The organism is Brevundimonas sp., assembly GCF_036732845.1.
Lineage (GTDB): Bacteria > Pseudomonadota > Alphaproteobacteria > Caulobacterales > Caulobacteraceae > Brevundimonas.
On the sequence record NZ_DAINBO010000001.1, the window covers coordinates 168,610 to 189,642 of the forward strand.

The following is a 21,033-nucleotide window of genomic DNA, read 5'->3' on the forward strand; positions in this document are numbered from 1 at the left end:
TCAGAACCGGCTCCGCAGGTTGTCTCGCACCTGACGGGCGTCATAGGCGTCTGGGCGATCCGGGCGGGCGCCGCGCCCCATCAGGATCTCCAGCGTGGTCGAGGTCGGCTGGGGACCGCTGATGTCGAAGCCAAGCCCCACGCCGACGCCCGAGGCGGAATAGCCGCCGTAACGGCCCGAACCCGCGCCGATCGACACGCTGGGGCGAACGCCCCCCGCTCCGTCGGGGCGGCCGTCGGTCCAGCGCTGGACGACCTCGAACCAGTCATAGCCGCTCTGAACCGTCAGATCGGCCGCGCGCAGCAGGGCCATGTCGGCCACTGGTCCCGGCGCGCCGACGCCGTCATAGGTGACGCGATAGCGGTCGCTCTCGATCCGCTGTTCCGAGAACCCCTGCCCGCCCGGCCCGCCCTTGGCGCCATAGGGGGCCAGGCTGGCGCAGGCGGACAAGGCCAGAGCCAGGGTCAGGGCCGAAACGGCCAGGATGGGCAGCGTCAGACGGTTCATGGTTTGGCTCCTGTGACGGTTCAGCGTTCAAGACGGCCGAAACGTTCCCTCATCCCAGCGCCGGATGCGCCAGCCCGGCGGCGCGGGCCAGGTCGGCGAAGTCGTCGGGAACCGGCGCCCGCACGGTGATCCGCCCGTCTTCAGGATGCGGCAGGTCCAATGCGGCGGCGTGCAGCATCAGGCGCGGCGCGGCGCGCCCGGCCAAGGTCAGGGCGCCGCCATAGCGCACATCCCCCGCCAGCGGCCGCCCGACATGGGCCATGTGCACGCGAAGTTGGTGCATCCGCCCGGTCAGGGGCTGAAGTTCGACCAAGGCCCCCTGATCGTTCGCGGCCAGGGTGCGATAGCGGCTGGTCGAGACCTGGGCGCCGTCGGCATCGGGGGCGACGACCCGCATATAGCTTTCACGCCCGATCTCCTCGCGGCGCAAGGCGGCGTCGATGGTCCCCGCGCGCGGTTCGGGCGCGGCCGAAACCAGGGCCAGATAGGTCTTTTGCAGCCTCTTGGCCTGCAACGCCTTGCCTAGGAAGCCGGCGGCGGGCTTGGTCTTGGCCGCGACGATGACGCCCGAGGTGTCGCGGTCCAGCCGGTGAACCAGCTCGGGCCGCTTGCCGTTCGACCGGGCGAAGGCCCACAGCAGGTCGTCCAGCGTATGCGCCTGGATGCGCCCGCCCTGGCTGGACAGGCCGGACGGCTTGTTGAACGCGATCAGGTGCGCGTCCTCATGCACCACCCATGAACGGACGGCGGCGATCTCGGCTTCGGTCAGGGCGACGGCGGTGCGGGCTTTCACCCGCTCCGATTAGCGCAGCACACCCTTCCTGACCAAGGCCCGCGAATACAGCGCCAGGAACACCGCCACGACGCTGATCACGGCCCACAGGATCATGCCGTTCGTGCCGGAGATCCGGCCGCCTTCCGACATCCCATAGGTATAGGCCACGCTGCCCGCCACGCCGATCAGCGAGACGATGAAGGCGTAGTGCGCCCACTTGGACCGCAGCAGCAACAACAGCGCCCCGATCGCCCCGCCCCAACCGCCGGCGGCCCAGAAGGCCTTGGCCCAGTTCGGCGTCGCATCGAAGTAGGCGATCTGCTCGGGCGGCAGATTGCCCATGTAATTGGCCCCGTGCATCATGGTCATGACGAAGTCGTAGGCCGGATAGGCGTTCCAGATCAGCGCCAACAGGCCCACCAGCCACAGGTGCCAGGGCGTCTTGTTCAGCATATCGGACATCGTTCCCTCCCCAGGACAGCGATCCGGCAGGATGCGACGGGAACGGCGTTACGGCAACGCTTATCGAAAGCCTCGCTCAGCCGTCCGTTCCGCCGCCCTGTTTGGCGGCTCGCATCGCCGCCCAGCGGTCCAGCCGTTCGCGGATCTTGGCCTCGTGCCCCTCGCCCTTGGGAGCGTAGAAGGTGCGTCGCTCCATGCCGTCGGGAAAGTAGTTCGCGCCCGAAAAGCCGTCCTGCGTGTGCGGGTCGTACTGATAGCCCTCGCCATAGCCGAGCTGTTTCATCAGCTTGGTCGGGGCGTTGCGGATATGGGCAGGCGGCATCAATGAGCCGGTCTCGCGCGCGGCCTTGGCGGCGGCCTTATAGCCTTCATAGACGGCGGTCGATTTCGGCGCGGTGGCCAGGTGGACCACGGCCTGGGCGATGGCCAGCTCGCCTTCGGGGCTGCCCAGAAAGTCGTAGGTCTCCTTCGCCGCATTGGCGACCAGGATCGACAGGGGGTCGGCCTCGCCGATGTCTTCGACCGCCATGCGCACGATGCGGCGCGCCAGATACAGCGGGTCCTCGCCGCCGTTCAGCATCCGCGCCAGCCAATACAGGGCCGCGTCGGGATCGGACCCGCGCACCGATTTATGCAGGGCGGATATGAGGTTGTAGTGTTCTTCTCGCGACTTGTCGTAGGCGGGCGCCCGCTTCTGCAACAGGCCCGCCAGCCCCTGAACCTCCAGCGTCTCGCCCTGCGGCAAGGCGAACAGGGTTTCGGCCATGGTCAGCAGATAGCGGCCGTCGCCGTCAGCCAGGGCCGACAGGGCCTGGCGCGCATCGGCGTCGACCGGCAACGCGCGGCCCATGTGCGCCTCGGCGCGGGCCAGAAGTTGATCCAGCGCCGCATCATCCAGCCGTTTCAGCACAAAGACCTGGGCGCGCGACAACAGGGCGCCGTTCAGCTCGAACGACGGATTCTCGGTCGTGGCCCCGACCAGGGTGACGATCCCCTCCTCCACGAAGGGCAAAAAGCCGTCCTGCTGGGCGCGGTTGAACCGGTGGATCTCATCGACGAACAACAGGGTCGACTGGCCGGCGGCGCGACGCGTGCGCGCCGTCTCGAACGCCTTCTTCAGATCGGCCACGCCCGAGAAGACCGCCGAGATCTGCTGGAACTGATAGCCCGCCGCCTGGGCCAACAGGCGGGCGATGGTGGTCTTGCCGGTGCCGGGCGGTCCCCACAGGATCATCGAACCCAGGCGCCCGCCGTCGATCATGCGCCGGATCGGCCCGCCCTCGCCCAGCAGATGGTCCTGGCCCACCACCTCATCCAGCGCGCGCGGGCGCAGACGGTCGGCCAGGGGGGCGTCGGGGGGATGGATGCCGGAGGCTTCAAACAGGTCGCTCATCTGCCCCCACAGATAGGCGCTATGCCCCGCCATTTCACGCCATTAGTGTGCATCTCCGAAGGAGATCGACATGGCCGAACCTCACAGCGTGCCGCCCGGCGGGGTGATCCCCTATCTGACCATTCCATCGCGCGGCGGTCAGGCCGCCATCGAATTCTACCGCGCCGCCTTTGGGGCCGAAGAGCTGTTCCGCACCCTGGCCGAGGATGGCGAGCGGGTGATGCACGCCCGGCTGGTGATCAACGGCGGCCTGGTGATGCTGTCGGACGAGTTTCCCGAATACGGCATGGAGCCGGACGTTCAGCCCCGCGGGATCGTCTTGCACCTGCAAGTCGATGACGCCGACGAATGGTGGGCGCGGGCGCTGATCGCGGGCGCCGTGCCGACCATGCCCCTGGCGGACATGTTCTGGGGCGACCGCTACGGCCAGGTGAAGGACCCCTTCGGCCACGGCTGGTCGATCGGCGCGGCGATCGGCAAGGGCTGATCGCTAACGGATCACGCCGGGGATCAGGCGGCCCTGGCGCTGGATGACCACGCGCGAGCCGCGCGTGACGCCCCCCGCCTGCTCGACCGAGTTCAGCGGCCGGTCGTTGACCGAAACGATCAGGTCGCCGGCCCTAAAGCCGGTCGCCTGGGCGAAACTGCCGCGTTCGACTCGGCCGATGATCAGACCCGAGGCGAAGGGATCGCCGCCCAGGCTGTCGGCCAGGGCCGGGTTCAGAGCCAGCACCGAGGCCCCGCTGAGGGCGCCGGTGCGGATCAGGCGCGCATTGTCCAGATCAGTCTCGCCCGGCAGGCGCTGAGCGCGAGCGGTCAGGGTCTGGGACCGGCCGTCACGCAGCACCGTCACCTGGACCGCGTCGCCCGGATTGCGTGAGCCGACGCGGAAATTCAGTCCGTTCTGATCATTGACCTCGGCCCCGTCGACGGCGGTGATGACGTCGCCTTGGCGCACTCCGGCGCGGGCGGCCGGGCCGTTGGGATAGAGGTCCGTCACCACGACGCCGCGCGGCCGATCCAGGCCCAGGCTGGAGGCGATGTCCTGGCTGACGGTGTCGCCCTTGACCCCCAGCCACGGCCGCACGACGGCGGTGGCCCCGCCGACGGCGGCGTTGACCACCTGGCGCACCATCGACGCCGGAATGGCGAAACCGACCCCTGACGAAGAGCCGGAACGCGAGAAGATGGCGGTGTTGATGCCGATCAGATCGCCGTCCATGTCGACCAGCGCCCCGCCCGAATTGCCGGGGTTGATGGCCGCGTCGGTCTGGATGAAGGAGCTGGAGTCCGAAATCCCCGTCTCGGTTCGGTTCAGGGCCGAGATGATGCCGTTGGTCACCGTCTGACCGATGCCGAACGGATTGCCGATGGCCAGGACCAGATCGCCCACCTGCTGTTCCTCGCGGTCGTCCAGGTTCAGGGTGGGCAGACGCTCGTCGACGCCCTCCAACTGAAGCACGGCGATGTCCGAACGTTCGTCGGCCAGGATGACGCGGGCCGGAAACTCGCGCCGGTCGTACAGGGTGACGCGGATCTGCTGCATGTTCTGGATGACGTGGTTGTTGGTCACCACGATCCCGTTGGCCCGCACGATGACGCCCGAACCGATGGAGCCGGTCTGGCGCTGGCCCGGAATGCCCCAGAAGGGGTCGCGCACCTGCTGGGTTCCGACGGCGGCGATATTGACCACGGCGGGGGCCGACTGACGCACCACGGGGGCGAAACTGGCCTTCATGCCCGCCGCATCGCCCGGAACCTGGCGCGGGGCCGCGTCGCCGAAAACGCCGTCCTGGGCCTTGGTGTTCGAGGGAGAGCCGCAGGCCGACAGGGCCAGGGCGGCGGCGATCACGAGCGTCGAGGTCTTCATCGTGGTCCGTGGGTCAGCAAGCGTCACCGGACCATTCGGCTACGGCTTTCGGGCGTCAAGATGGCGGAGCGGGCGTCAGGCGGCCGCATCGCCCGACGCTTGCTGATCCAGAACGGCGCGACGAGCGGTCATCCAGCCGATCACGGCGGCCAGGGCCAGGACCCCGGCGGCGATGTAAAAGGCCAGGCCCGGCTGCGGCACGGGCGCGCCCTGCCCCACCGACAGGGAATAGATCCAGCCGAAGAACAACGGCGAGGCGACGCCGGCGATGGAGGCGACGCTCATGTTCGCGCCCTGAAGCTGGCCCTGCTCGTCCTCGCCGACGCGACGGGTCATCAGCGATTGCAGCGTCGGCATGGCCAGGCCCCACAGGGCGTTGGGCAGCATGGCCAGGCAGAAGACCAGCCCCGTCGGCGCCCACCCCATCAGGGCGATGCCGACCGTACCGCCCGCCAGGCCCAGGATCATGGTGTTGCGGTCGCCCAGCCGCGCAACCACCGGCCCGGTCAGAACGCCCTGGACGATCATGTCCAGCAGACCCACGCCCGCCAACAGCAGGCCGACCTCCCGGGGTCCCCAGCCGTAGCGATAGGCGGCGTACAGCACGAAGATCGCCGAAAAGACGTGATGGGCGAAGTAGAGCAGGAAGTTGACCACCGACAGGCCGGCCAACTCGCGGTGCCGCAGCAACAGGACCATGGCCCCGACCGGATTGGCGCGTTTCCAACTGAAGGCCATGCGGTTCTTGGGCTTCAGGCTCTCAGGCAGGATGAACAGGCCATACAGGAAGGCCACGCCCGACAGGGCCGCCGCGGCCCAGAACGGCGCACGCGGATCGACCTCGCCCAGAAAGCCGCCCAATACGGGTCCCAGCACGAAACCGCCGGAAAAGGCCGCCCCGATCAGGCCGTAGGCCCGGGCGCGATGCTCGGGCGCGGTGATGTCGGCCATATAGGCGTAGATGGTGGTGAAGCTGGACGAGGTGATCCCCGCGATCATCCGCCCCAAGGCCAGCCACCACAGGTTCGGCGCCAGGGCCATCAGCACATAGTCCGCCGCCAGGCCCGCGCAGCTTATCAGGATCACGGGGCGACGGCCGTACTGGTCCGACAGGCTGCCGATGATCGGCGAGGCGATGAACTGCATCCCCGCCCACAGGGCCACGAAGACCCCGTTGATCACCCCCGCCTGGGCGTTGGAGCCGACGAATTCCTCGATCAACTGGGGCAGCACCGGAATGATGATCCCCATGGCGACGATGTCGAGCACCGCCGTCACGAAGATGAAGGCCAGGGCGGCGCGGTTGTGAAACAGGTTGGGCATGGGCGGTGGGACATAGCGGAGTTCCGCCGCTCCGTCATCGCGACGCCATTGCCGAAGCTTAACTTGCGGCCCGGCAAACGGCGTTCCAACCTGCGGTCATGGAATCCGTGATCGACGTTTCGGGTCTGACCAAGACCTACGGCTCCGTCCGCGCCCTAGACGGGCTGACGCTGAGCATTCCCAGGGGCGGCGTCTATGGCGTGCTGGGACCGAACGGAGCGGGCAAGTCGACCCTGTTCCGCATCCTGCTGGGCCTGATCCGACCGACCGACGGCGCCGCGACGGTGCTGGGCGGGGCGGTCGGCGACGTGGCGACCATGCGGCGCATGGGTTCGATGATCGAGACGCCGCGCTTTCCGCCCTTTCTGACCGCGCGCCAGGTGCTGCAATGGCTGGCCCAGGCGCACGGCATGGGGGCGACCGCCGAGATCGACCACTGGATCAGCCGTGTCGGCCTGGGCGAGGCGCGCGATCGCAAGGTGCGCGGCTTTTCCGTCGGCATGATGCAGCGGTTGGGCGTGGCCGCCGCCCTGATGACCCGGCCCGACCTGGTCATTCTGGACGAGCCGACCAGCGGCATGGACCCGCCCGGCATCCAGGAGATGCGCGCCCTGATCCGCAGCCTGGCCGACGACGACGGGGTGACCGTGGTCCTGGCCAGCCACCAGCTTCTGGAGGTTCAGCGCGTCTGCGACCGGGTCGCCATTCTGAACCGCGGCAAGCTGGTGCGCGAGGGCGCGGTCAGCGAACTGACCTCTGACGGCGAGCGGCTGAGGGTGAGCGTCAGCTCGCTCGAACAGGCCCTGGCCGTCCTGGGCGCCAAGGCCGCCGCCTCGGGCCAGGCCGTCCTGGTCGACACCACCCGCGCCGACGGTCCCGGCGTGATCCGCGCCCTGGTCCAGGCCGGGATCGACATCCATGAGGCGCGCTGGGTCGGCACCGATTTGGAAAGCGTCTTCTTCACCGAAACCGGCGCGGTGCGCGCCCCGGAGACCGACCATGCTGGTTGACGCGATCCGCGCCGAGACCTGGCGGCTGGCCCGAAACCGGGCGACGGTCTTCTGGACCGTGGGCTTCCTGCCCATCGTGGGGTTGGCCATGGGCATCCTGGGCAACCTGTTCCTGAAGGCGAACGCCGACAAGATCACGGTCAACGGCAAGGCCCCGCCCGAACTGAACCAGATGCTGATGGGCGGCCCGATCCGGGTGGTCGAAGAGGTCATCGCCAACGTCGGCGCCATGGCCAATCCGATCGTGCTGCTGTTCATGCTGATCGGGGCCGCGACCCTGTATTCCGGCGACTATCGCTGGGAGACCTGGCGGCTGATCAGCGCGCGCAACAGCCGAACCAATCTGTTGCTGGGCAAGGTGGCGACCATGGGTCTGCTGGCCCTCTTGGCCATGGTCGTGCTGCTGAGCGGCGAGATCGCCCAGACCGTCAGCAAGGCCGTGATCCTGGAACGTCCCATGAGCTGGGCCGTCGACGGCAATGCGGCGGGCCGGTTCGCGGGCCTGTTCGGCCTGTCCTGGCTGGCGGTCATGCAATTCACCATGGTCGGCCTGCTGGTCGCCGTGCTGACCCGGTCGCTGCTGGCGGCCCTGTTCGCACCCATAGTGATCGCGGCGGCCCAGGTCTTTTCGCCCCAGGCCCTGGCCCCGATGGGGATTGGACCGGACGATTGGATCGCCGTTCTGCTCAATCCGGGCACGGCCTTCGGCTATCTGAAGGCGACGCTGATCGGCGGTCAGGCCGCCCTGGGGCTGCCTGACCAGGCGCTGTTGAAAGGCGTGGTCAGCGTCGCGCTAAACCTGTTCCTGCCACTGCTGGCCGCCCTGGCCTGGTTCAAGCGCCAGGACCTGTCGAAGGAGTAGGCGACGACAACCGTTTCTCCATGAAGACGTCGGCGCGGACATAGGGCGTCGGGCGCGGCGGCAGGTCGATGAAGCCGAAGGCGCGGTACAGGCCCCCCGCCGCCTTCAGGCTGGACGCCGTCTCCAGATACAGCCGCGTCGCCCCCGCCGTGCGGGCGGCGTCTTCACAGACTTGGAGCAGCGCGCGGCCCAGGCCCAGACCGCGCGCGGCGGGCGTGACGCACATCTTGGCCACCTCGAAGCCGCCGTCGTCCATGGCCATCAGGGCGCAGCAGCCGATGACCTTCCCGTCCCGCTCCGCCATGAAGATGCGGCCGCCGGGGTCCAGGATGGCGCCGCGCGGATCGTCGATGACCTTGCGGTCCTTCGCCTCGATCACGAACCCGCCCTCGATCAGCCAGCCCTCGTTCAACCGCGCCCAGTCGGCGGCGTGATGCGGCTCATAAGGGATGATGGCGACAGACATCGCGGTCTGATGCCCCACCTGGCGCGCAAACGAAAGGGCGGCCGGGTTTCCCCGACCGCCCTTCAAAAGGCGTTGTCGATGACGCGCCGATCAGGCCTCGTCGTCGCCCTCGTCGAACGACTGGACCGGACCCGAGTCCAGGCCCTTGGCGTCCACGTCGCGATCGACGAACTCGATCACGGCCATGGCGGCGTTGTCGCCGTGACGGAAGCCGGCCTTCATGATGCGGATGTAGCCGCCGTTACGCTCGGCGTAGCGCGGGCCGATCGTGTCGAACAGCTTGCCGACCTGCGGCACGTCGCGCACGGCGCTGATGGCCTGACGGCGAGCGTGCAAGTCGCCCTTCTTGGCCAGCGTCACCAGCTTTTCGACGAAGGGACGCAGTTCCTTCGCCTTGGGCAGGGTCGTCGTGATCTGCTCATGCTTGATCAGCGAGGCGGCCATGTTGGCGAACATCGCGGTACGATGGCTGGCCGTGCGGCCGAGCTTGCGATAGGCGGCGCCGTGGCGCATCGGGGTCTCTCCTACTCAACCCGGTTTCCAGAAGACTGGACCTGGGCCTTTTCCTTCTAACCGCTCCGATTGGCTCAAGGCCGGGGGCGGAGGGTTGAAACTTAGATCTGGTCGTCGAACTTCTTGGCCAGGTCTTCGATGTTCTCGGGCGGCCAGTTCGGCACGTCCATGCCGAGCGACAGACCCATGGAGGTCAGGACCTCCTTGATCTCGTTCAGCGACTTGCGGCCGAAGTTCGGGGTGCGAAGCATTTCGCCCTCGGTCTTCTGGATCAGGTCGCCGATGTAGACGATGTTGTCGTTCTTCAGGCAGTTGGCCGAACGAACCGACAGCTCCAGCTCGTCCACCTTCTTCAGCAGGGCCGGGTTGAACGGCAGGTCGGGCTTGCCGTCGGCGGCCTCGACGGCCTTCTTCGGCTCCTCGAAGGTGATGAAGATCTGCAGTTGGTCCTGGAGGATGCGCGAGGCGTAGGCCACGGCGTCGACCGGGGTCACGGCGCCGTTGGTTTCGACCTCCATGATCAGCTTGTCGTAGTTCAGCGACTGGCCCTGACGGGTCGGCTCGACGCGATAGGCGACGCGCTTGACCGGCGAATACAGGGCGTCGACCGCGATCAGGCCGATCGGGGCGTCTTCCGGACGGTTGAACTCGGCGGCGACATAGCCCTTGCCGTTCTGGACGGTCAGCTCCATGCGGATCGAGGCGCCGTCGTCCAGGGTGCAGATGACGTGATCGGGGTTCAGAACCTCGATGTCGGCCGGGACGTCGATCTGGCCGGCGGTCACCGGGCCGGGACCGGTGGCCTTCAGCGTCATGCGCTTGGGACCTTCGGCGTGCAGGCGCAGGGCCAGTTGCTTGATGTTCAGGACGATGTCGACCACGTCCTCGCGCACGCCTTCCAGCGACGAGAATTCATGGACCACGCCGTCGATCTGGATGGCCGTGACCGCGGCGCCTTGCAGCGACGACAGCAGCACGCGGCGCAGGGCGTTGCCGAGCGTCACACCGAAGCCGCGCTCCAGAGGCTCGGCCACCAGACGCGCCTTGCGTTGGGCGTCGGAACCGATCTCGATCTGCGGCTTCTCGGGACGGATCAGCTCTTGCCAGTTACGTTCGATCATAGGTGTCCCTCGAAAGGTTTCGCCGACCCCCCTTCGCCTCGTCAGGAAAGGCGGGATCGGCGCGGAATAGGTAGTCGACGACGGCGCGGGTTTAGACGCGGCGGCGCTTGGGCGGACGGCAGCCGTTGTGCGGCATCGGCGTGACGTCGCGGATGGTCGTGATCGTCAGACCCACGGCCTGCAGGGCGCGCAGAGCCGATTCACGGCCCGAACCCGGACCCGAGACGTTGACTTCCAGCGTCTTCAGCCCGTGCTCCTGGGCCTTCTTGCCGGCGTCTTCGGCGGCCATCTGGGCGGCGTACGGGGTCGACTTGCGCGAACCCTTGAAGCCCATGTGACCGGCCGACGACCAGGAAATCGCATTCCCTTGGGCGTCCGTGATCGTGATCATGGTGTTGTTGAACGACGCATTCACGTGGGCGACGCCCGAGGTGATGTTCTTGCGTTCGCGGCGCTTAACGCGACCCGGTTCCTTGGCCATGGCTATGTCTTACTTCTTCTTGCCGGCGATCGGCTTGGCGGGACCCTTGCGGGTGCGGGCGTTGGTGTGGGTGCGCTGACCGCGGACCGGCAGGCCCTTGCGGTGACGCAGGCCGCGATAGCAGGCCAGGTCCATCAGACGCTTGATGTTCATCGAGGTCTCGCGACGCAGGTCGCCCTCGACGGTGTGGTCCTTGTCGATGGTCTCGCGGATTTGCAGGACCTCGGCGTCGGTCAGTTGATTGACGCGACGGGCGGCTTCGATGCCGACCTTAGAGACGATGTCCTTGGCGGCGGCCGGGCCGATGCCGTGGATATACTGCAGCGCGATTTCGACGCGCTTGTTGGTCGGGATGTTGACGCCAGCGATACGGGCCACGAAAATCTCCAGGTTCGCAGACGCAACAAACGCTCCGGTCAACAGACCAGGAGCGTGGGCGCCCTTCGCGGAAGCGCGCCTTATACAGGGGATTCACCGCACGTCAACGCCTGTGAAGGCGGCGCACCCCCGCCTCAAGACGCCGGTGCGCCCAGCCTGCCCTGCAGCCAGCCCCGCCAGTCGGCGCTCAGGGCCTCAACGGTCGCGGGCAGGCCCAGAGCCGTCCCCTCGCCCGCCAGCCAGGTCTCAAACGTCGTTCCCGCCCCGAAGGCCTGGCCCAGACGCCCGAACACCGCCGGGTCGCCCGACTTCTCGGCCAGATAGTCGGCGAACATCCGGGCCTGGAAGCCGTACAGCATCGGCGCGGGCATCGACCGGCCGCCAGGCCCGCCCGGAGGGCCGCCGGGACCGCCGCCGGGACCGCCGGGTCCGCCCATCATGATGCGCACGGGACCGCCGCCCGGCCCGCCGGGTCCGCCAGGGCCGCCAGGGCCGCCGCCCATGGCCCGCATCGGGTGTTCTCCCGACAGGAAGGCGGACAGGTCCAAAAGCTTGGCCGCATCCGACGTCGGCGCCATGCGGTGACGGCCGGAATAGATCTCGGCGAACTGGGTGCGTTTGTCGTCGGCCATGGCCTGGGTTTCCAGCAACTGGCCCGCGATCTCGTCCATCCAGTCCGGGCCGGGCGAGGCGTGGCGCGCCTCCGGCTCGGGCGCGGCGTCCGGCCAGAAGGCGCGGGCGTACCAGCCGACCCCGAGCTGACGCGGAATGGCGCCGGCCTCGTTGGCGGCCATGGCCTCGGGCGTATGGCGCTCACGCATGCGGGCCAGGGGCTGTTCCAGCGCCTGATCGATCTGTTCGTCGGACATGCCGTTCATCGCCATCATCTCGGTGAAGCGGCTGCGCAGGGCGCCGACCTCGGCGTTGATCTGGGCCTGACGCAGGCGCCAGGGCACGATCACGTCGAACCCGGCGGCCTTCAGGGCGGCGGCGCGGTCCTCGCGGCCCGTGGCCCCGGTCTCGGAGACGACATAGCGGCTGGGTTCGACGCCGAAACGGGTCTTGAACGCCTCTTCCCCTCCACGCGCATAGCCCAGCAGTTCGGCCGCCCGCTCCTGGGTGAAGGCCAGGGCGACGCCGTGCTCCGATTCCGCGCACGGGCGGCCGGGCGCGGCGGCGCGGGCCGCGTCGCACAACGGCCCGGCCTGGGCGGCGGAGGCGGCCGAGACCAGGGCCAGGACGATCAGACTGGTTTGAATGCGCATGCGGGTCCTCGTGAAGCGTGCGTCCAGTTTCGCCAGGCGATCTTGCCGCCGTGTTTCGCCATCGTAACAGACTCAGCCGCCGGGCACGCCCCGGCCGAAGGCCACGCCCACCGTCACCTCGGCGTCGGCGACGGGGCGGCCGTCGCGGACGGGCGGCCGGAACCGGAAGGTCGTCTCCGCCACCTGGACCCCGGCCGCGCCGAACCCCTGGCCCGGCGGCGTCTCGCGCAGCACGCGGCAAGCCTCCAGCCGCTGGTCCAGCCGCACGCGGCAACGCAGCTCCACCTGGCCGTCCATGCGCGCGGCGCGGGCGGCGGGCGGATAGCGGGCGATGATCTCTTGCCGGGTGGGACCGCGCACGAACTGGGCGCGGCCGCCGACGCCGGGACCGTCCGCGTCGCCCGACCCCGTGCCGGTTCCTGTCCCCTGTTGACCCTGACCGGGACCGGGCGTGGGGCTTTCAGTCGGAGCGACGCCGATCACCAGGGGCGGCTCGGGCGCCGGGCGCGGCGGGGCCGTGACCTCGGGCGGGCGGGTCGGACTGGGCGTGGGCCGTATGGCCGACGGCGCGGACGGCCGCCCTCCTCCGTCGCTGGACAAAGGCCGCGCTGGAGGCGGAGGCGGGGGCGGCGGCAGGAAGGGCTGCAGCACGATGACGTTCAGCGGCGGCGGCAGGATCGGCTGCGGCGCCGACGGCTGTGTCCGCGCCACCCACAGGCCCACGCCCAGGTGCGCCGCCACTACGACGGCGGCCAGACCGATCCAGCGCAGGCGACGGCGGTCCAGGATCGGCTTTTCAGGCTCCATGCGCGTCTCCGGCCGACGTCATACGCACCAGCATAACGCCTGAACGGCCGAACGGCTCAGCCGTGCCAATCCGCCTCGGCGCCGATCGGGCTGCCGGGGGGCGTCGGCGGGTCGAACCGCTCGACCGACAGCACCTGGTCCAGCCGCTCGCGGTCGGCCAATAGGGCACCCAGCCAGCGATCATGCGCCCGCTGAGCCGGATCGGCCGCCGTCGAGGCGCGTAAACGGGCGCCCAGGGTCTCCAGCCGGGCCGAGACCAGGGCGGCGGCGGTCGGCGACAGAACCGTGCCGCGCGCAACCTCGGCCAGCGACAGCACGGTGCGGGCCTGAACCCGGCGCGCGGCCTCGGCGGCGGCGGGCGGCGCGGGTCGGAAGACGCCGCTGACGACCGCGTCCAGCATCTCGGCCAGGCTCAGATTGCCCGAACCACGCGCGGCGGCGTCGACCAGGCGGTTCAGCCGTTGCGGCGCGAACAGGGCGTCCAGGGTCACGTCGGCGGCCACCTCGGCCGCTGCGCCCGCATCGAACGGACGACCGGTGCGGGCCTGCATCAGCTCGATCGAATGCTGGGCGTCATTGTCGCCCGACTGCTGGGCGTCCAGCAGGGTGATCAGCGACGGCGCCAGGGTCAGCTCCGCCGGGTCCAGCGTGGCGATCAGACCGGCCAGCGCCGCACGCTGGTCCGCGGCGGGCACGGGCGTGGCGATCTGACGTCCCGTCCCGGCGACCGGATAGCCATAATCGACGCCGCCGATCAGCTTGGCGACCGCATCCACCTGATAGCGGTGATACAGCCAGATCGGGACCAGCCGCCGCCGCAGGTCGTTGACCGGCAGGCCGGGCGACAGGCTGTCCAGGCCGAAACGGTTCAGGGCGATGCGGCGCACCCGCATCAGATGGCTCAACTCCGCGACCGGATCGGCGCCATTGTCCCACAGACTGCCCCAGGGCTGGGCGTCGGCGGCCGAGCGGGCGTCGGCGTCCGAAACGAAGCGCAGCCGCGCCGCGCCCTCGGCGGTTCGGCGCTCCCGCTCGGCGGGCGGCGCATCGCCGTACAGCCAGTCGATGGCGAACCGGTCCCAATCGCCCACGCCGACGCCATAGGCGTGCGAGAAGTCCATGCGGTCGCCGTCCAGCGTGATCAGCGGCACCGGATAGTCCATCACCGAGGCCCGATCCTGGGTCGAGGCGGCGAAATTGTGCAGCAGGCCGATGGCGTGGCCCACCTCGTGCGCCGACAATTGACGCATCCGGGCCAGGGCGATGCGTTGCGGATCGTCCTGGGCGCCCGTGCCGGTGCGCGCCGCGCCGGTCAGCCCCTCGAAGATCAACATGTCCTGGCGCACGCGCAGCGAACCCAACAGGACCGAACCCTTGACGATCTCGCCGGTGCGCGGGTCGACCACGCTCTGGCCGTAGGACCAACTGCGGGTCGAGCGATTGACCCAGTTGATGACGTTGTAGCGGGCGTCCAGCGGATCGACCCCCTCGGGCAGGACCTCGACGTGGAAGGCGTCGACATAGCCCGCCCGGTCAAAGGCCTCGGCCCACCAGCGCGCGCCATCGACCAGGGCGCCGCGGATCGGCTCGGGCGCGGCGCGGTCAACGTAGAAGACGATGGGCTTGACCACGGTCGAGCGGGCGGCCGTCGGATCGGTCTTCTCCAGCCGGAAACGGTGGGCCAGCCGCTGCACCACGGGTTCGTCCAGCGGCGCCGAGAAATCATAGAACAGCGAGTTCATCGCCCCGGTGCGCGGGTCGAACCGGCGCGCCTGATAGCCGTCATCCGGCAGGCGGATGAAGGAATGGCGCACGGTGAAGGTGATCAGGCGGGCGTCCGGCGCGATGCGGCTGACCTCGCCGCCCGGCTGATCGACGGCGAAGGTCAGCCGGGCCTCCAGCTCGACATTGTCGGGGAAGGCGCGCGCGGCCGAGGGGTCCACCATCGTCAGATCGGCGACGGGACGCAGCGACCCCTGCCCCGAACCGCGCAGTCCCTCGACCAGGCCGTGGGCGTCACGGGTCAGAAAGCCCGCCAGATCCACGACCGCGCCGCCGCCCGGCAGGGTCTCGACCGGTTCGGCGGCCCAGACGGTGGAGGTCAGGAAGGCGTCGCGCGCGGCGGCCTGTTCGTCCGGCCCGCCGGCGGGCGCGCGATATGACACATTCTCGAATTCGGCCACGACTCTCTTGCCGACCTTGCGGAAGACCAGAATCTGGGTCGGGCCGATCTGGGCGCGGTCCTGTCCCGTGACGGCCGAACCGACGCCGGTCTTCAGGGCCGTATGGTGGATGACGCGGGCCATGACCCCGTCGGCGCCCGGCGCGGGCAGCTCCATCAGCACCCGGCCGCTCGCCGTATCGACACGGATCGGCAACAGGCCATCCAGGCGTTGGGGCGCGTTCGCGGCGGGCGCGGATGTCGGATCGGCGGCGCCGCTCGCGGCCGCCATCGAGGCGCATCCGCCGAGAGCCAGAATCAGGGCGGCCGTCGCCGCCGTGGTCATCAGACGCATCGCAAATCCCCCTCACGCGCGAGCGGGGATAAGGGCGGATGGCGGGATAGGCGTCAACCCGGCCCGAAAGCCGGCCTGGCCGTCAGGCCAGAGCGGCGTCGATGGCCGCGGCCACGGTCTCGATCGAACCCATGCCATCGACCTCGGTCAGCTTGCCCTGGGCTTCGTAATAGGGAAGCAGCGGCGCGGTCTGACGATTGTAGGCGTCCAGGCGGACCTTGAACGAGGCGGGATTGTCGTCGGGGCGGCCCTGTTCGGCGAACCGTTTGCCGATGCGCTCGGTCAGGGCCGCGTCATCGACCTTCAGCCGGACGACGGCGTCGATCTGGGCGCCGCGCCGCGCCAGCATGGCGTCCAGCGCCTCGGCCTGGGCCACGGTGCGCGGGAAACCGTCGAAGATGGCGCCGCCGGCAGCCTCGGCCTCGGTCAGGCGGGCCTCGATCAGGGCGATGACGATCTCGTCGGTGACCAGATCGCCGCGCGCCAAGACGTCCTTGACCTTCAGCCCCAGCTCCGAGCCGGAGGCGATGGCGGCGCGCAGCATGTCGCCGGTCGACAACTGGACCATGCCGCGCTGCTCGACCAGGCGCTTGGCCTGGGTGCCCTTGCCCGCCGCCGGTGGTCCGAACAGGATCAGGTTCACGCCCCGCCCTCCCCTAAACGACGTTGATCAGCGACGAACCGGCGTGACGGCCCGGCCGCGGCCGCGCAGCTTCGCCTTCTTGATCAGGCCCTCATACTGGTGCGCCAGCAGGTGGGACTGGATCTGAGCCACGGTGTCCATGGTCACCGAGACCACGATCAGGATCGAGGTGCCGCCGAAATACAGGCTGTTGCCGAAGTTGGCGACGATGATCTCGGGCAGCAGGCAGACGGCGGTGATATAGGCCGCGCCGATCACCGTCAGACGGGTCAGGACATAGTCCAGATATTCCGCCGTGCGCTTGCCCGGACGGATGCCCGGCAGGAAGCCCCCGTATTTGCGCAGGTTCTCGGCCGTGTCCTCGGGATTGAAGGTGATCGAGGTGTAGAAGAAGCAGAAGAAGACGATCAGCACGGCGTACAGGGCCGTGAACAGCGGCTGGCCGTGCTGAAGCTGGCCGGTCACGACCGGCAGCCAGCTCATCCAATCCGGCAGGTTGGCGTTAGCCGTCATCTGGGCGACCGTGGTCGGCAGCAGCAGCAGCGACGAGGCGAAGATCGGCGGAATGACGCCCGCGGTGTTCACCTTCAACGGCAGGAACGAACGCTCCCCGCCCGCCATGCGATTGCCTTCCTGGCGCTTCGGATACTGGATCAGCAGCCGACGCTGGGCGCGCTCCATGAAGACGATGAACACGACCACGGCGGCCATCATGGCCACGATGAACAACAGGGCGAAGGCCGACATCTGGCCTTGTTGGGCCAGGCCCAGCAGGCGCGCCACCGTACCCGGCAGAACCGCCACGATGCCCGCGAAGATGATCAGCGAAATGCCGTTGCCGACGCCGCGCGCCGTCACCTGCTCGCCCAGCCACATCAGGAACATGGTGCCGCCCGTCAGGGTGACCACGGTCGAGATCAGGAAGAAGACGCCCGGATTGTCGACCATGCCCTGGCTGTTGTTCAGGCCCACGGCGATGCCGAGGGACTGGGCCAGGGCCAGGAACACCGTCAGATAACGGGTGTATTGGTTGAGCTGCTTGCGGCCGCTTTCGCCGCCTTCCTTGCGCAGTTTTTCCCACGGCGGATACACGGCGGCCATGAGCTGCACGATGATCGAGGCCGAGATGTACGGCATCACGTTCAGCGCGAAGACGGCCATCCGCTCGACCGCGCCGCCCGAGAACATGTTGAACATGTCCAGGATGCCGCGCTGGCCGTCCGGGTTCTGGAAGAACTGCAGGAACGCCGCGGAATTGATGCCCGGGATCGGGACATAGGTGCCGATCCGGTAGACCAGCAGGGCGCCCAGCGTGAACAGCAGGCGCTTGTGCAGCTCGGTCGCCTTGGCGAACGAGCCGATATTCATATTTGCAGCGAGTTGTTCGGCGGCCGAAGCCATGTGTCTTAACCCCGACTGTCAGAACGCGGCCCAAGGGACGCGAGTCCGGCCCAGGCGTTCAGATAGGCGAAGGGCGCCCCCGTGGCGAGGGCGCCCTTCGATCTTATTTCGCGGCCGAGCGCTTGGCGCGGGCGGAGACCTTGTTGGCGTCGCCCTTGGGAGCCTTCGGCGCCGGGACCTTGCCCTTGGCGGCGTTGCGCTTCTCGACGCGGGCGGCGGCCTTGGCCTCGGCCTCGATGCGCTGCTGCGTCACCGAACCGCCGGCCGCCTCGACGGCCTTCACGGCGCCGGCCGACGCCGACCAGACGACCAGGTTCAGCTTGCCCTTGATCTCGCCGGTGCCCAGCAGACGCACGCCGTCCTTGACGCGACGGATCACGCCGGCGGCCACCAGGGCCTCGCCGTTGATCTCGCCCTTGATGTCCAGCTTCTTGGCGTCGATGGCGTCTTGCAGACGCCACAGGTTCACTTCCGCCAGCTTCAGCGCGTTCGGATTGTTGAAGCCGCGCTTGGGCATGCGCATGTACAGCGGCATCTGGCCGCCTTCAAAACCGCCGATGGCGACGCCCGAACGGGACTTCTGGCCCTTGACGCCGCGGCCCGAGGTCTTGCCCTTGCCCGAGCCGGGACCCCGGCCGACGCGCATGCGCTTCTTGTGGGCGCCTTCGTTGTCGCGGATTTCGTTCAGTTTCATGTGCCTGATCCTTTCGGGTGCTAGCGCCCGTCGTGGACGACGGACTCGGCTGGAAAAAATGAAGGGCCGCTTCTAGGCGGCCCTTCGGATATTCGCAAGGTCGAGGGTCTTACTTCTCGACCACTTCGACCATGTGGGCGACCTTGGCGATCATGCCGCGGACGGAGGGGGTGTCCTCCAGGGTCGATTCACGACCTACGCGATTCAGGCCCAGGCCCGCCAGGGTGGCGCGCTGATCCGACTTGCGGCGGATCGGGCTGCCGGTCTGGCGCACGGTGACGGTGGCGGTGTCTTTCTTGGCCATGTCTTAGCCCTCGATGGCTTCGGGCGACGAAGCGCCGTCGTTGCGGCGGCCCATCAGGTCCGAGACCTTCTTGCCGCGCTTGGAGGCGATCTGACGCGGCGACGACTGGACCTTCAGAGCTTCGAAGGTGGCGCGCACCATGTTGTAGGGGTTCGACGAACCGGTCGACTTGCCCACCACGTCCTGGACGCCCAGGGTTTCCAGCACGGCGCGCATCGGGCCGCCGGCGATGACGCCGGTGCCCGGAGGGGCCGCACGCATCATGATCTTGCCGGCGCCCCAACGGCCGTTGCCGTCGTGGTGCAGGGTGCGGTTCTCGCGCAGCGGAACCTTGATCATGGTCTTCTTGGCTTCTTCGGTCGCCTTGCGGATGGCTTCCGGCACTTCGCGCGCCTTGCCGTGACCGAAGCCGACGCGGCCCTTGCCGTCGCCGACGACCATCAGGGCCGCGAACGAGAACCGGCGGCCGCCTTTGACGGTCGCGGCGACGCGGTTGATGTGCACCAGCTTTTCGACGATGTCCGAATCCGGACCTTCGACGGCGGGAGCGTTGCGGTTGTCACGGCGATTGCGATCGCCGCCGCCGCGTTGGGGTTGTTGCGCCATCTGTCGCGTCCCTTAGAAGTTCAGGCCGGCTTCACGCGCGGCTTCCGCCAGCGCCTTCACCCGTCCGTGATAGATGTAGCCGCCGCGGTCGAAGACGACGTCCTTGACGCCCTTCTCGATGGCGCGTTCGGCGATCAGCTTGCCGATCTTGGCGGCGGCCGCGACGTCCGAACCCTTGGAGCCTTTGCCGCCTTCCAGCGACGAGGCCGAAGCGATCGTGACGCCCTGGGCGTCGTCGATGATCTGGGCCGAGATGTTCTTGTCCGACCGGTTGACCGACAGACGCAGACGGCCGTTGGCGACGGCCTTCAGGCGACGGCGAGTGCGCTCGGCGCGGCGCTTGGCTTGCTGTTGAAGAGAGAGAGCCATGACTTACTTCTTCTTGCCTTCCTTGCGACGCACGGTTTCACCGGCGTAGCGGACGCCCTTGCCCTTGTAAGGCTCCGGCGGACGCAGCTTGCGGATGACGGCGGCGATCTGACCGACGGCCTGCTTATCAGCGCCCGAGATCTTGATCTCGGTCTGCTTGGGCGTGGCGAACGACACGCCGGCCGGGGGCTGGATGTCGACGTCGTGCGAGAAGCCGAGCTGCAGCGACAGGGCGTTGCCCTTCATCGCGGCGCGGTAACCCACGCCCACCAGTTCGAGGGTCTTCTCGAAGCCGGTGGTGACGCCGGTCACCATGTTGTCGACCAGGGTGCGCGACAGGCCCCACATGGCGCGGGCGCGCGGCGTGTCCGAACGCGGGGTCAGGGACAGCTCTTCGCCTTCCTGCTTGACCTCGATCTCTTCGGCCACGGTCCACGAGCGCTCGCCCTTGGGACCCTTGACGGTGACGGTCTGGCCGTCGAGCGTGACAGTCACGCCCTTCGGCACGGCGATGGTTTTCTTGCCAATACGGGACATATCAGTAGACCCTGCACAGGACTTCGCCGCCGACATTGGCGTCGCGGGCGGCGGCGTCGGACATGACGCCTTTCGAAGTCGAAAGGATCGAGATGCCGAGGCCGTTCTTGATCGGCTTCAGGTCGCTGATGGCCGAATAGACGCGACGGCCGGGCTTCGACACGCGGCTGATCTCGGCGATCACCGGACGGCCGTCGAAATACTTCAGCTCGATCTGGAACTGCGGGAATTCGCCTGGGTTTTGAACCAGGCTGTAGCCGCGGATGTAACCTTCGTCCTGCAGCACGTCGAGGACGCGCTGGCGCAGACGCGAGGCCGGGGTCAGCACCGTGGAACGACGGCGCTGGGCCGCGTTCTTGATGCGCGCGATCATGTCGCTGAGGGGATCGTTGATCATCATGACTGTATGCCTCCCCTTACCAGCTCGACTTCGTCAGGCCGGGGATCTGGCCCAGGTTGCCCAGTTCGCGCAGGGCGATCCGGCTCATCTTGAGCTTGCGATAGTAGGCGCGCGGGCGGCCGGTGACGTCGCAGCGGTTGCGGATGCGCGTCGGGGCCGAGTTGCGCGGCAGGGCGGCCAGCTTCAGGCGCGCATCGAAGCGCTCCTCCAGCGGCAGGCTCTCGTCGTTGGCGATCGCCTTCAGCGCGGCGCGCTTGTCGGCGAACTTGGCGACCAGGGCCTTGACCCGGTTGTTGCGGTTGACGGCGGACTTCTTAGCCATAGTGCTCT

At 68.5% G+C, this 21,033-nt stretch carries 26 protein-coding genes; 3 read left to right on the forward strand and 23 right to left on the reverse strand.

What is annotated here, in order from left to right; all coding sequences use genetic code 11:
- The 4 genes from V7D63_RS00905 to V7D63_RS00920 form a co-directional block, all read right to left on the reverse strand.
- A complete protein-coding gene (locus V7D63_RS00905; RefSeq protein ID WP_333590373.1) occupies positions 1 to 507 on the reverse strand; it encodes a CC0125/CC1285 family lipoprotein in 507 nt (168 codons plus the stop codon).
- A gap of 49 nt (positions 508 to 556) precedes the next feature.
- On the reverse strand, positions 557 to 1,300 hold the full coding sequence (locus V7D63_RS00910) for an RluA family pseudouridine synthase (protein WP_333590374.1): 744 nt from the start codon (positions 1,298 to 1,300) through the stop codon (positions 557 to 559).
- A 9-nt stretch (positions 1,301 to 1,309) separates the two neighbouring features.
- Entirely contained in the window at positions 1,310 to 1,744 is a 435-nt protein-coding gene (locus V7D63_RS00915; RefSeq protein ID WP_333590375.1) for a hypothetical protein, read from the reverse strand.
- A gap of 76 nt (positions 1,745 to 1,820) precedes the next feature.
- Positions 1,821 to 3,137, reverse strand: coding sequence for a replication-associated recombination protein A (locus V7D63_RS00920; protein ID WP_333590418.1), 1,317 nt, complete (start codon positions 3,135 to 3,137; stop codon positions 1,821 to 1,823).
- 70 nt (positions 3,138 to 3,207) lie between these two features.
- Between V7D63_RS00920 and V7D63_RS00925 the strand changes: the two genes are divergently transcribed.
- A complete protein-coding gene (locus V7D63_RS00925; RefSeq protein ID WP_333590376.1) occupies positions 3,208 to 3,624 on the forward strand; it encodes a VOC family protein in 417 nt (138 codons plus the stop codon).
- Between the two features lie 3 nt (positions 3,625 to 3,627).
- Here the strand turns inward: V7D63_RS00925 and V7D63_RS00930 are convergent, their stop codons facing one another.
- Positions 3,628 to 5,007: a trypsin-like peptidase domain-containing protein gene (locus tag V7D63_RS00930; protein ID WP_442882101.1), complete on the reverse strand. Its 1,380-nt coding sequence runs from the start codon at positions 5,005 to 5,007 to the stop codon at positions 3,628 to 3,630.
- A gap of 75 nt (positions 5,008 to 5,082) precedes the next feature.
- Positions 5,083 to 6,330, reverse strand: coding sequence for a TCR/Tet family MFS transporter (locus V7D63_RS00935; RefSeq protein ID WP_333590378.1), 1,248 nt, complete (start codon positions 6,328 to 6,330; stop codon positions 5,083 to 5,085).
- Positions 6,331 to 6,428: 98 nt separating this feature from the next.
- On the opposite strand from V7D63_RS00935, the gene V7D63_RS00940 reads away from it, so the two are divergent.
- Both V7D63_RS00940 and V7D63_RS00945 read left to right on the forward strand, forming a co-directional pair.
- Positions 6,429 to 7,340 carry an ABC transporter ATP-binding protein gene (locus V7D63_RS00940; RefSeq protein ID WP_333590379.1) on the forward strand — a complete coding sequence of 304 codons (912 nt, stop codon included), beginning with the start codon at positions 6,429 to 6,431 and terminating at the stop codon, positions 7,338 to 7,340.
- On the forward strand, positions 7,330 to 8,202 hold the full coding sequence (locus V7D63_RS00945; protein WP_333590380.1) for a hypothetical protein: 873 nt from the start codon (positions 7,330 to 7,332) through the stop codon (positions 8,200 to 8,202). The genes V7D63_RS00940 and V7D63_RS00945 overlap by 11 nt, the downstream gene beginning before the upstream one ends.
- On the opposite strand, the gene V7D63_RS00950 is transcribed toward V7D63_RS00945, so the two are convergent.
- From V7D63_RS00950 to rpsN, 17 genes are all read right to left on the reverse strand, one after another.
- A complete protein-coding gene (locus V7D63_RS00950) occupies positions 8,174 to 8,668 on the reverse strand; it encodes a GNAT family N-acetyltransferase (RefSeq protein ID WP_333590381.1) in 495 nt (164 codons plus the stop codon). The genes V7D63_RS00945 and V7D63_RS00950 overlap by 29 nt on opposite strands.
- A 90-nt stretch (positions 8,669 to 8,758) precedes the next feature.
- Positions 8,759 to 9,181 (reverse strand): 50S ribosomal protein L17, encoded by a 423-nt coding sequence (gene rplQ / locus V7D63_RS00955; RefSeq protein ID WP_333590382.1) that lies wholly within the window; start codon positions 9,179 to 9,181, stop codon positions 8,759 to 8,761.
- Positions 9,182 to 9,282: 101 nt separating this feature from the next.
- The gene (locus V7D63_RS00960) at positions 9,283 to 10,302 is read right to left on the reverse strand and encodes a DNA-directed RNA polymerase subunit alpha (RefSeq protein WP_333590383.1); all 1,020 of its coding nucleotides are present in this window, start codon (positions 10,300 to 10,302) and stop codon (positions 9,283 to 9,285) included.
- Between the two features lie 91 nt (positions 10,303 to 10,393).
- Positions 10,394 to 10,783, reverse strand: coding sequence for a 30S ribosomal protein S11 (gene rpsK, locus V7D63_RS00965; RefSeq protein ID WP_292258339.1), 390 nt, complete (start codon positions 10,781 to 10,783; stop codon positions 10,394 to 10,396).
- A 9-nt stretch (positions 10,784 to 10,792) separates the two neighbouring features.
- Complete coding sequence (gene rpsM, locus V7D63_RS00970) at positions 10,793 to 11,161, reverse strand: 30S ribosomal protein S13 (RefSeq protein WP_333590384.1); 369 nt, start codon at positions 11,159 to 11,161, stop codon at positions 10,793 to 10,795.
- A 134-nt stretch (positions 11,162 to 11,295) separates the two neighbouring features.
- Positions 11,296 to 12,426 carry a hypothetical protein gene (locus V7D63_RS00975; RefSeq protein ID WP_333590385.1) on the reverse strand — a complete coding sequence of 377 codons (1,131 nt, stop codon included), beginning with the start codon at positions 12,424 to 12,426 and terminating at the stop codon, positions 11,296 to 11,298.
- A gap of 72 nt (positions 12,427 to 12,498) precedes the next feature.
- The gene (locus tag V7D63_RS00980; RefSeq protein ID WP_333590386.1) at positions 12,499 to 13,233 is read right to left on the reverse strand and encodes a TonB family protein; all 735 of its coding nucleotides are present in this window, start codon (positions 13,231 to 13,233) and stop codon (positions 12,499 to 12,501) included.
- Positions 13,234 to 13,289: 56 nt separating this feature from the next.
- Complete coding sequence (locus V7D63_RS00985) at positions 13,290 to 15,749, reverse strand: zinc-dependent metalloprotease (protein WP_333590387.1); 2,460 nt, start codon at positions 15,747 to 15,749, stop codon at positions 13,290 to 13,292.
- Between the two features lie 82 nt (positions 15,750 to 15,831).
- On the reverse strand, positions 15,832 to 16,392 hold the full coding sequence (locus V7D63_RS00990) for an adenylate kinase (protein ID WP_333590388.1): 561 nt from the start codon (positions 16,390 to 16,392) through the stop codon (positions 15,832 to 15,834).
- A 27-nt stretch (positions 16,393 to 16,419) separates the two neighbouring features.
- The gene (gene secY / locus V7D63_RS00995) at positions 16,420 to 17,793 is read right to left on the reverse strand and encodes a preprotein translocase subunit SecY (protein WP_333590389.1); all 1,374 of its coding nucleotides are present in this window, start codon (positions 17,791 to 17,793) and stop codon (positions 16,420 to 16,422) included.
- Between the two features lie 103 nt (positions 17,794 to 17,896).
- Positions 17,897 to 18,487 carry a 50S ribosomal protein L15 gene (rplO, locus tag V7D63_RS01000; RefSeq protein ID WP_442882102.1) on the reverse strand — a complete coding sequence of 197 codons (591 nt, stop codon included), beginning with the start codon at positions 18,485 to 18,487 and terminating at the stop codon, positions 17,897 to 17,899.
- A gap of 109 nt (positions 18,488 to 18,596) precedes the next feature.
- On the reverse strand, positions 18,597 to 18,791 hold the full coding sequence (rpmD, locus tag V7D63_RS01005) for a 50S ribosomal protein L30 (protein ID WP_333590390.1): 195 nt from the start codon (positions 18,789 to 18,791) through the stop codon (positions 18,597 to 18,599).
- 3 nt (positions 18,792 to 18,794) lie between these two features.
- Positions 18,795 to 19,397 carry a 30S ribosomal protein S5 gene (gene rpsE, locus V7D63_RS01010; RefSeq protein ID WP_333590391.1) on the reverse strand — a complete coding sequence of 201 codons (603 nt, stop codon included), beginning with the start codon at positions 19,395 to 19,397 and terminating at the stop codon, positions 18,795 to 18,797.
- A gap of 12 nt (positions 19,398 to 19,409) precedes the next feature.
- The gene (gene rplR / locus V7D63_RS01015; RefSeq protein WP_333590392.1) at positions 19,410 to 19,766 is read right to left on the reverse strand and encodes a 50S ribosomal protein L18; all 357 of its coding nucleotides are present in this window, start codon (positions 19,764 to 19,766) and stop codon (positions 19,410 to 19,412) included.
- Positions 19,767 to 19,769: 3 nt separating this feature from the next.
- Positions 19,770 to 20,303, reverse strand: a complete 534-nt coding sequence (gene rplF / locus V7D63_RS01020; RefSeq protein WP_333590393.1) for a 50S ribosomal protein L6 — start codon at positions 20,301 to 20,303, stop codon at positions 19,770 to 19,772.
- A 1-nt stretch (position 20,304) separates the two neighbouring features.
- A complete protein-coding gene (gene rpsH / locus V7D63_RS01025; RefSeq protein ID WP_333590394.1) occupies positions 20,305 to 20,703 on the reverse strand; it encodes a 30S ribosomal protein S8 in 399 nt (132 codons plus the stop codon).
- Between the two features lie 16 nt (positions 20,704 to 20,719).
- Positions 20,720 to 21,025 carry a 30S ribosomal protein S14 gene (gene rpsN / locus V7D63_RS01030; RefSeq protein WP_333590395.1) on the reverse strand — a complete coding sequence of 102 codons (306 nt, stop codon included), beginning with the start codon at positions 21,023 to 21,025 and terminating at the stop codon, positions 20,720 to 20,722.
- Between the last annotated feature and the right edge of the window lie 8 nt (positions 21,026 to 21,033).

Bases quoted from the DNA above. Each gene is read 5' to 3' on its own strand.
- V7D63_RS00905 (WP_333590373.1), bottom strand. From the start codon at position 507: ATGAACCGTCTGACGCTGCCCATCCTGGCCGTTTCGGCCCTGACCCTG.
- V7D63_RS00915 (WP_333590375.1), bottom strand. From the start codon at position 1,744: ATGTCCGATATGCTGAACAAGACGCCCTGGCACCTGTGGCTGGTGGGC.
- V7D63_RS00920 (WP_333590418.1), bottom strand. From the start codon at position 3,137: ATGAGCGACCTGTTTGAAGCCTCCGGCATCCATCCCCCCGACGCCCCC.
- V7D63_RS00925 (WP_333590376.1), top strand. From the start codon at position 3,208: ATGGCCGAACCTCACAGCGTGCCGCCCGGCGGGGTGATCCCCTATCTG.
- V7D63_RS00930 (WP_442882101.1), bottom strand. From the start codon at position 5,007: ATGAAGACCTCGACGCTCGTGATCGCCGCCGCCCTGGCCCTGTCGGCC.
- V7D63_RS00935 (WP_333590378.1), bottom strand. From the start codon at position 6,330: ATGCCCAACCTGTTTCACAACCGCGCCGCCCTGGCCTTCATCTTCGTG.
- V7D63_RS00940 (WP_333590379.1), top strand. From the start codon at position 6,429: ATGGAATCCGTGATCGACGTTTCGGGTCTGACCAAGACCTACGGCTCC.
- V7D63_RS00945 (WP_333590380.1), top strand. From the start codon at position 7,330: ATGCTGGTTGACGCGATCCGCGCCGAGACCTGGCGGCTGGCCCGAAAC.
- V7D63_RS00950 (WP_333590381.1), bottom strand. From the start codon at position 8,668: ATGTCTGTCGCCATCATCCCTTATGAGCCGCATCACGCCGCCGACTGG.
- rplQ (WP_333590382.1), bottom strand. From the start codon at position 9,181: ATGCGCCACGGCGCCGCCTATCGCAAGCTCGGCCGCACGGCCAGCCAT.
- V7D63_RS00960 (WP_333590383.1), bottom strand. From the start codon at position 10,302: ATGATCGAACGTAACTGGCAAGAGCTGATCCGTCCCGAGAAGCCGCAG.
- rpsK (WP_292258339.1), bottom strand. From the start codon at position 10,783: ATGGCCAAGGAACCGGGTCGCGTTAAGCGCCGCGAACGCAAGAACATC.
- V7D63_RS00975 (WP_333590385.1), bottom strand. From the start codon at position 12,426: ATGCGCATTCAAACCAGTCTGATCGTCCTGGCCCTGGTCTCGGCCGCC.
- V7D63_RS00980 (WP_333590386.1), bottom strand. From the start codon at position 13,233: ATGGAGCCTGAAAAGCCGATCCTGGACCGCCGTCGCCTGCGCTGGATC.
- V7D63_RS00985 (WP_333590387.1), bottom strand. From the start codon at position 15,749: ATGCGTCTGATGACCACGGCGGCGACGGCCGCCCTGATTCTGGCTCTC.
- secY (WP_333590389.1), bottom strand. From the start codon at position 17,793: ATGGCTTCGGCCGCCGAACAACTCGCTGCAAATATGAATATCGGCTCG.
- rplO (WP_442882102.1), bottom strand. From the start codon at position 18,487: ATGAAACTGAACGAAATCCGCGACAACGAAGGCGCCCACAAGAAGCGC.
- rpmD (WP_333590390.1), bottom strand. From the start codon at position 18,791: ATGGCCAAGAAAGACACCGCCACCGTCACCGTGCGCCAGACCGGCAGC.
- rpsE (WP_333590391.1), bottom strand. From the start codon at position 19,397: ATGGCGCAACAACCCCAACGCGGCGGCGGCGATCGCAATCGCCGTGAC.
- rplR (WP_333590392.1), bottom strand. From the start codon at position 19,766: ATGGCTCTCTCTCTTCAACAGCAAGCCAAGCGCCGCGCCGAGCGCACT.
- rplF (WP_333590393.1), bottom strand. From the start codon at position 20,303: ATGTCCCGTATTGGCAAGAAAACCATCGCCGTGCCGAAGGGCGTGACT.
- rpsH (WP_333590394.1), bottom strand. From the start codon at position 20,703: ATGATGATCAACGATCCCCTCAGCGACATGATCGCGCGCATCAAGAAC.
- rpsN (WP_333590395.1), bottom strand. From the start codon at position 21,025: ATGGCTAAGAAGTCCGCCGTCAACCGCAACAACCGGGTCAAGGCCCTG.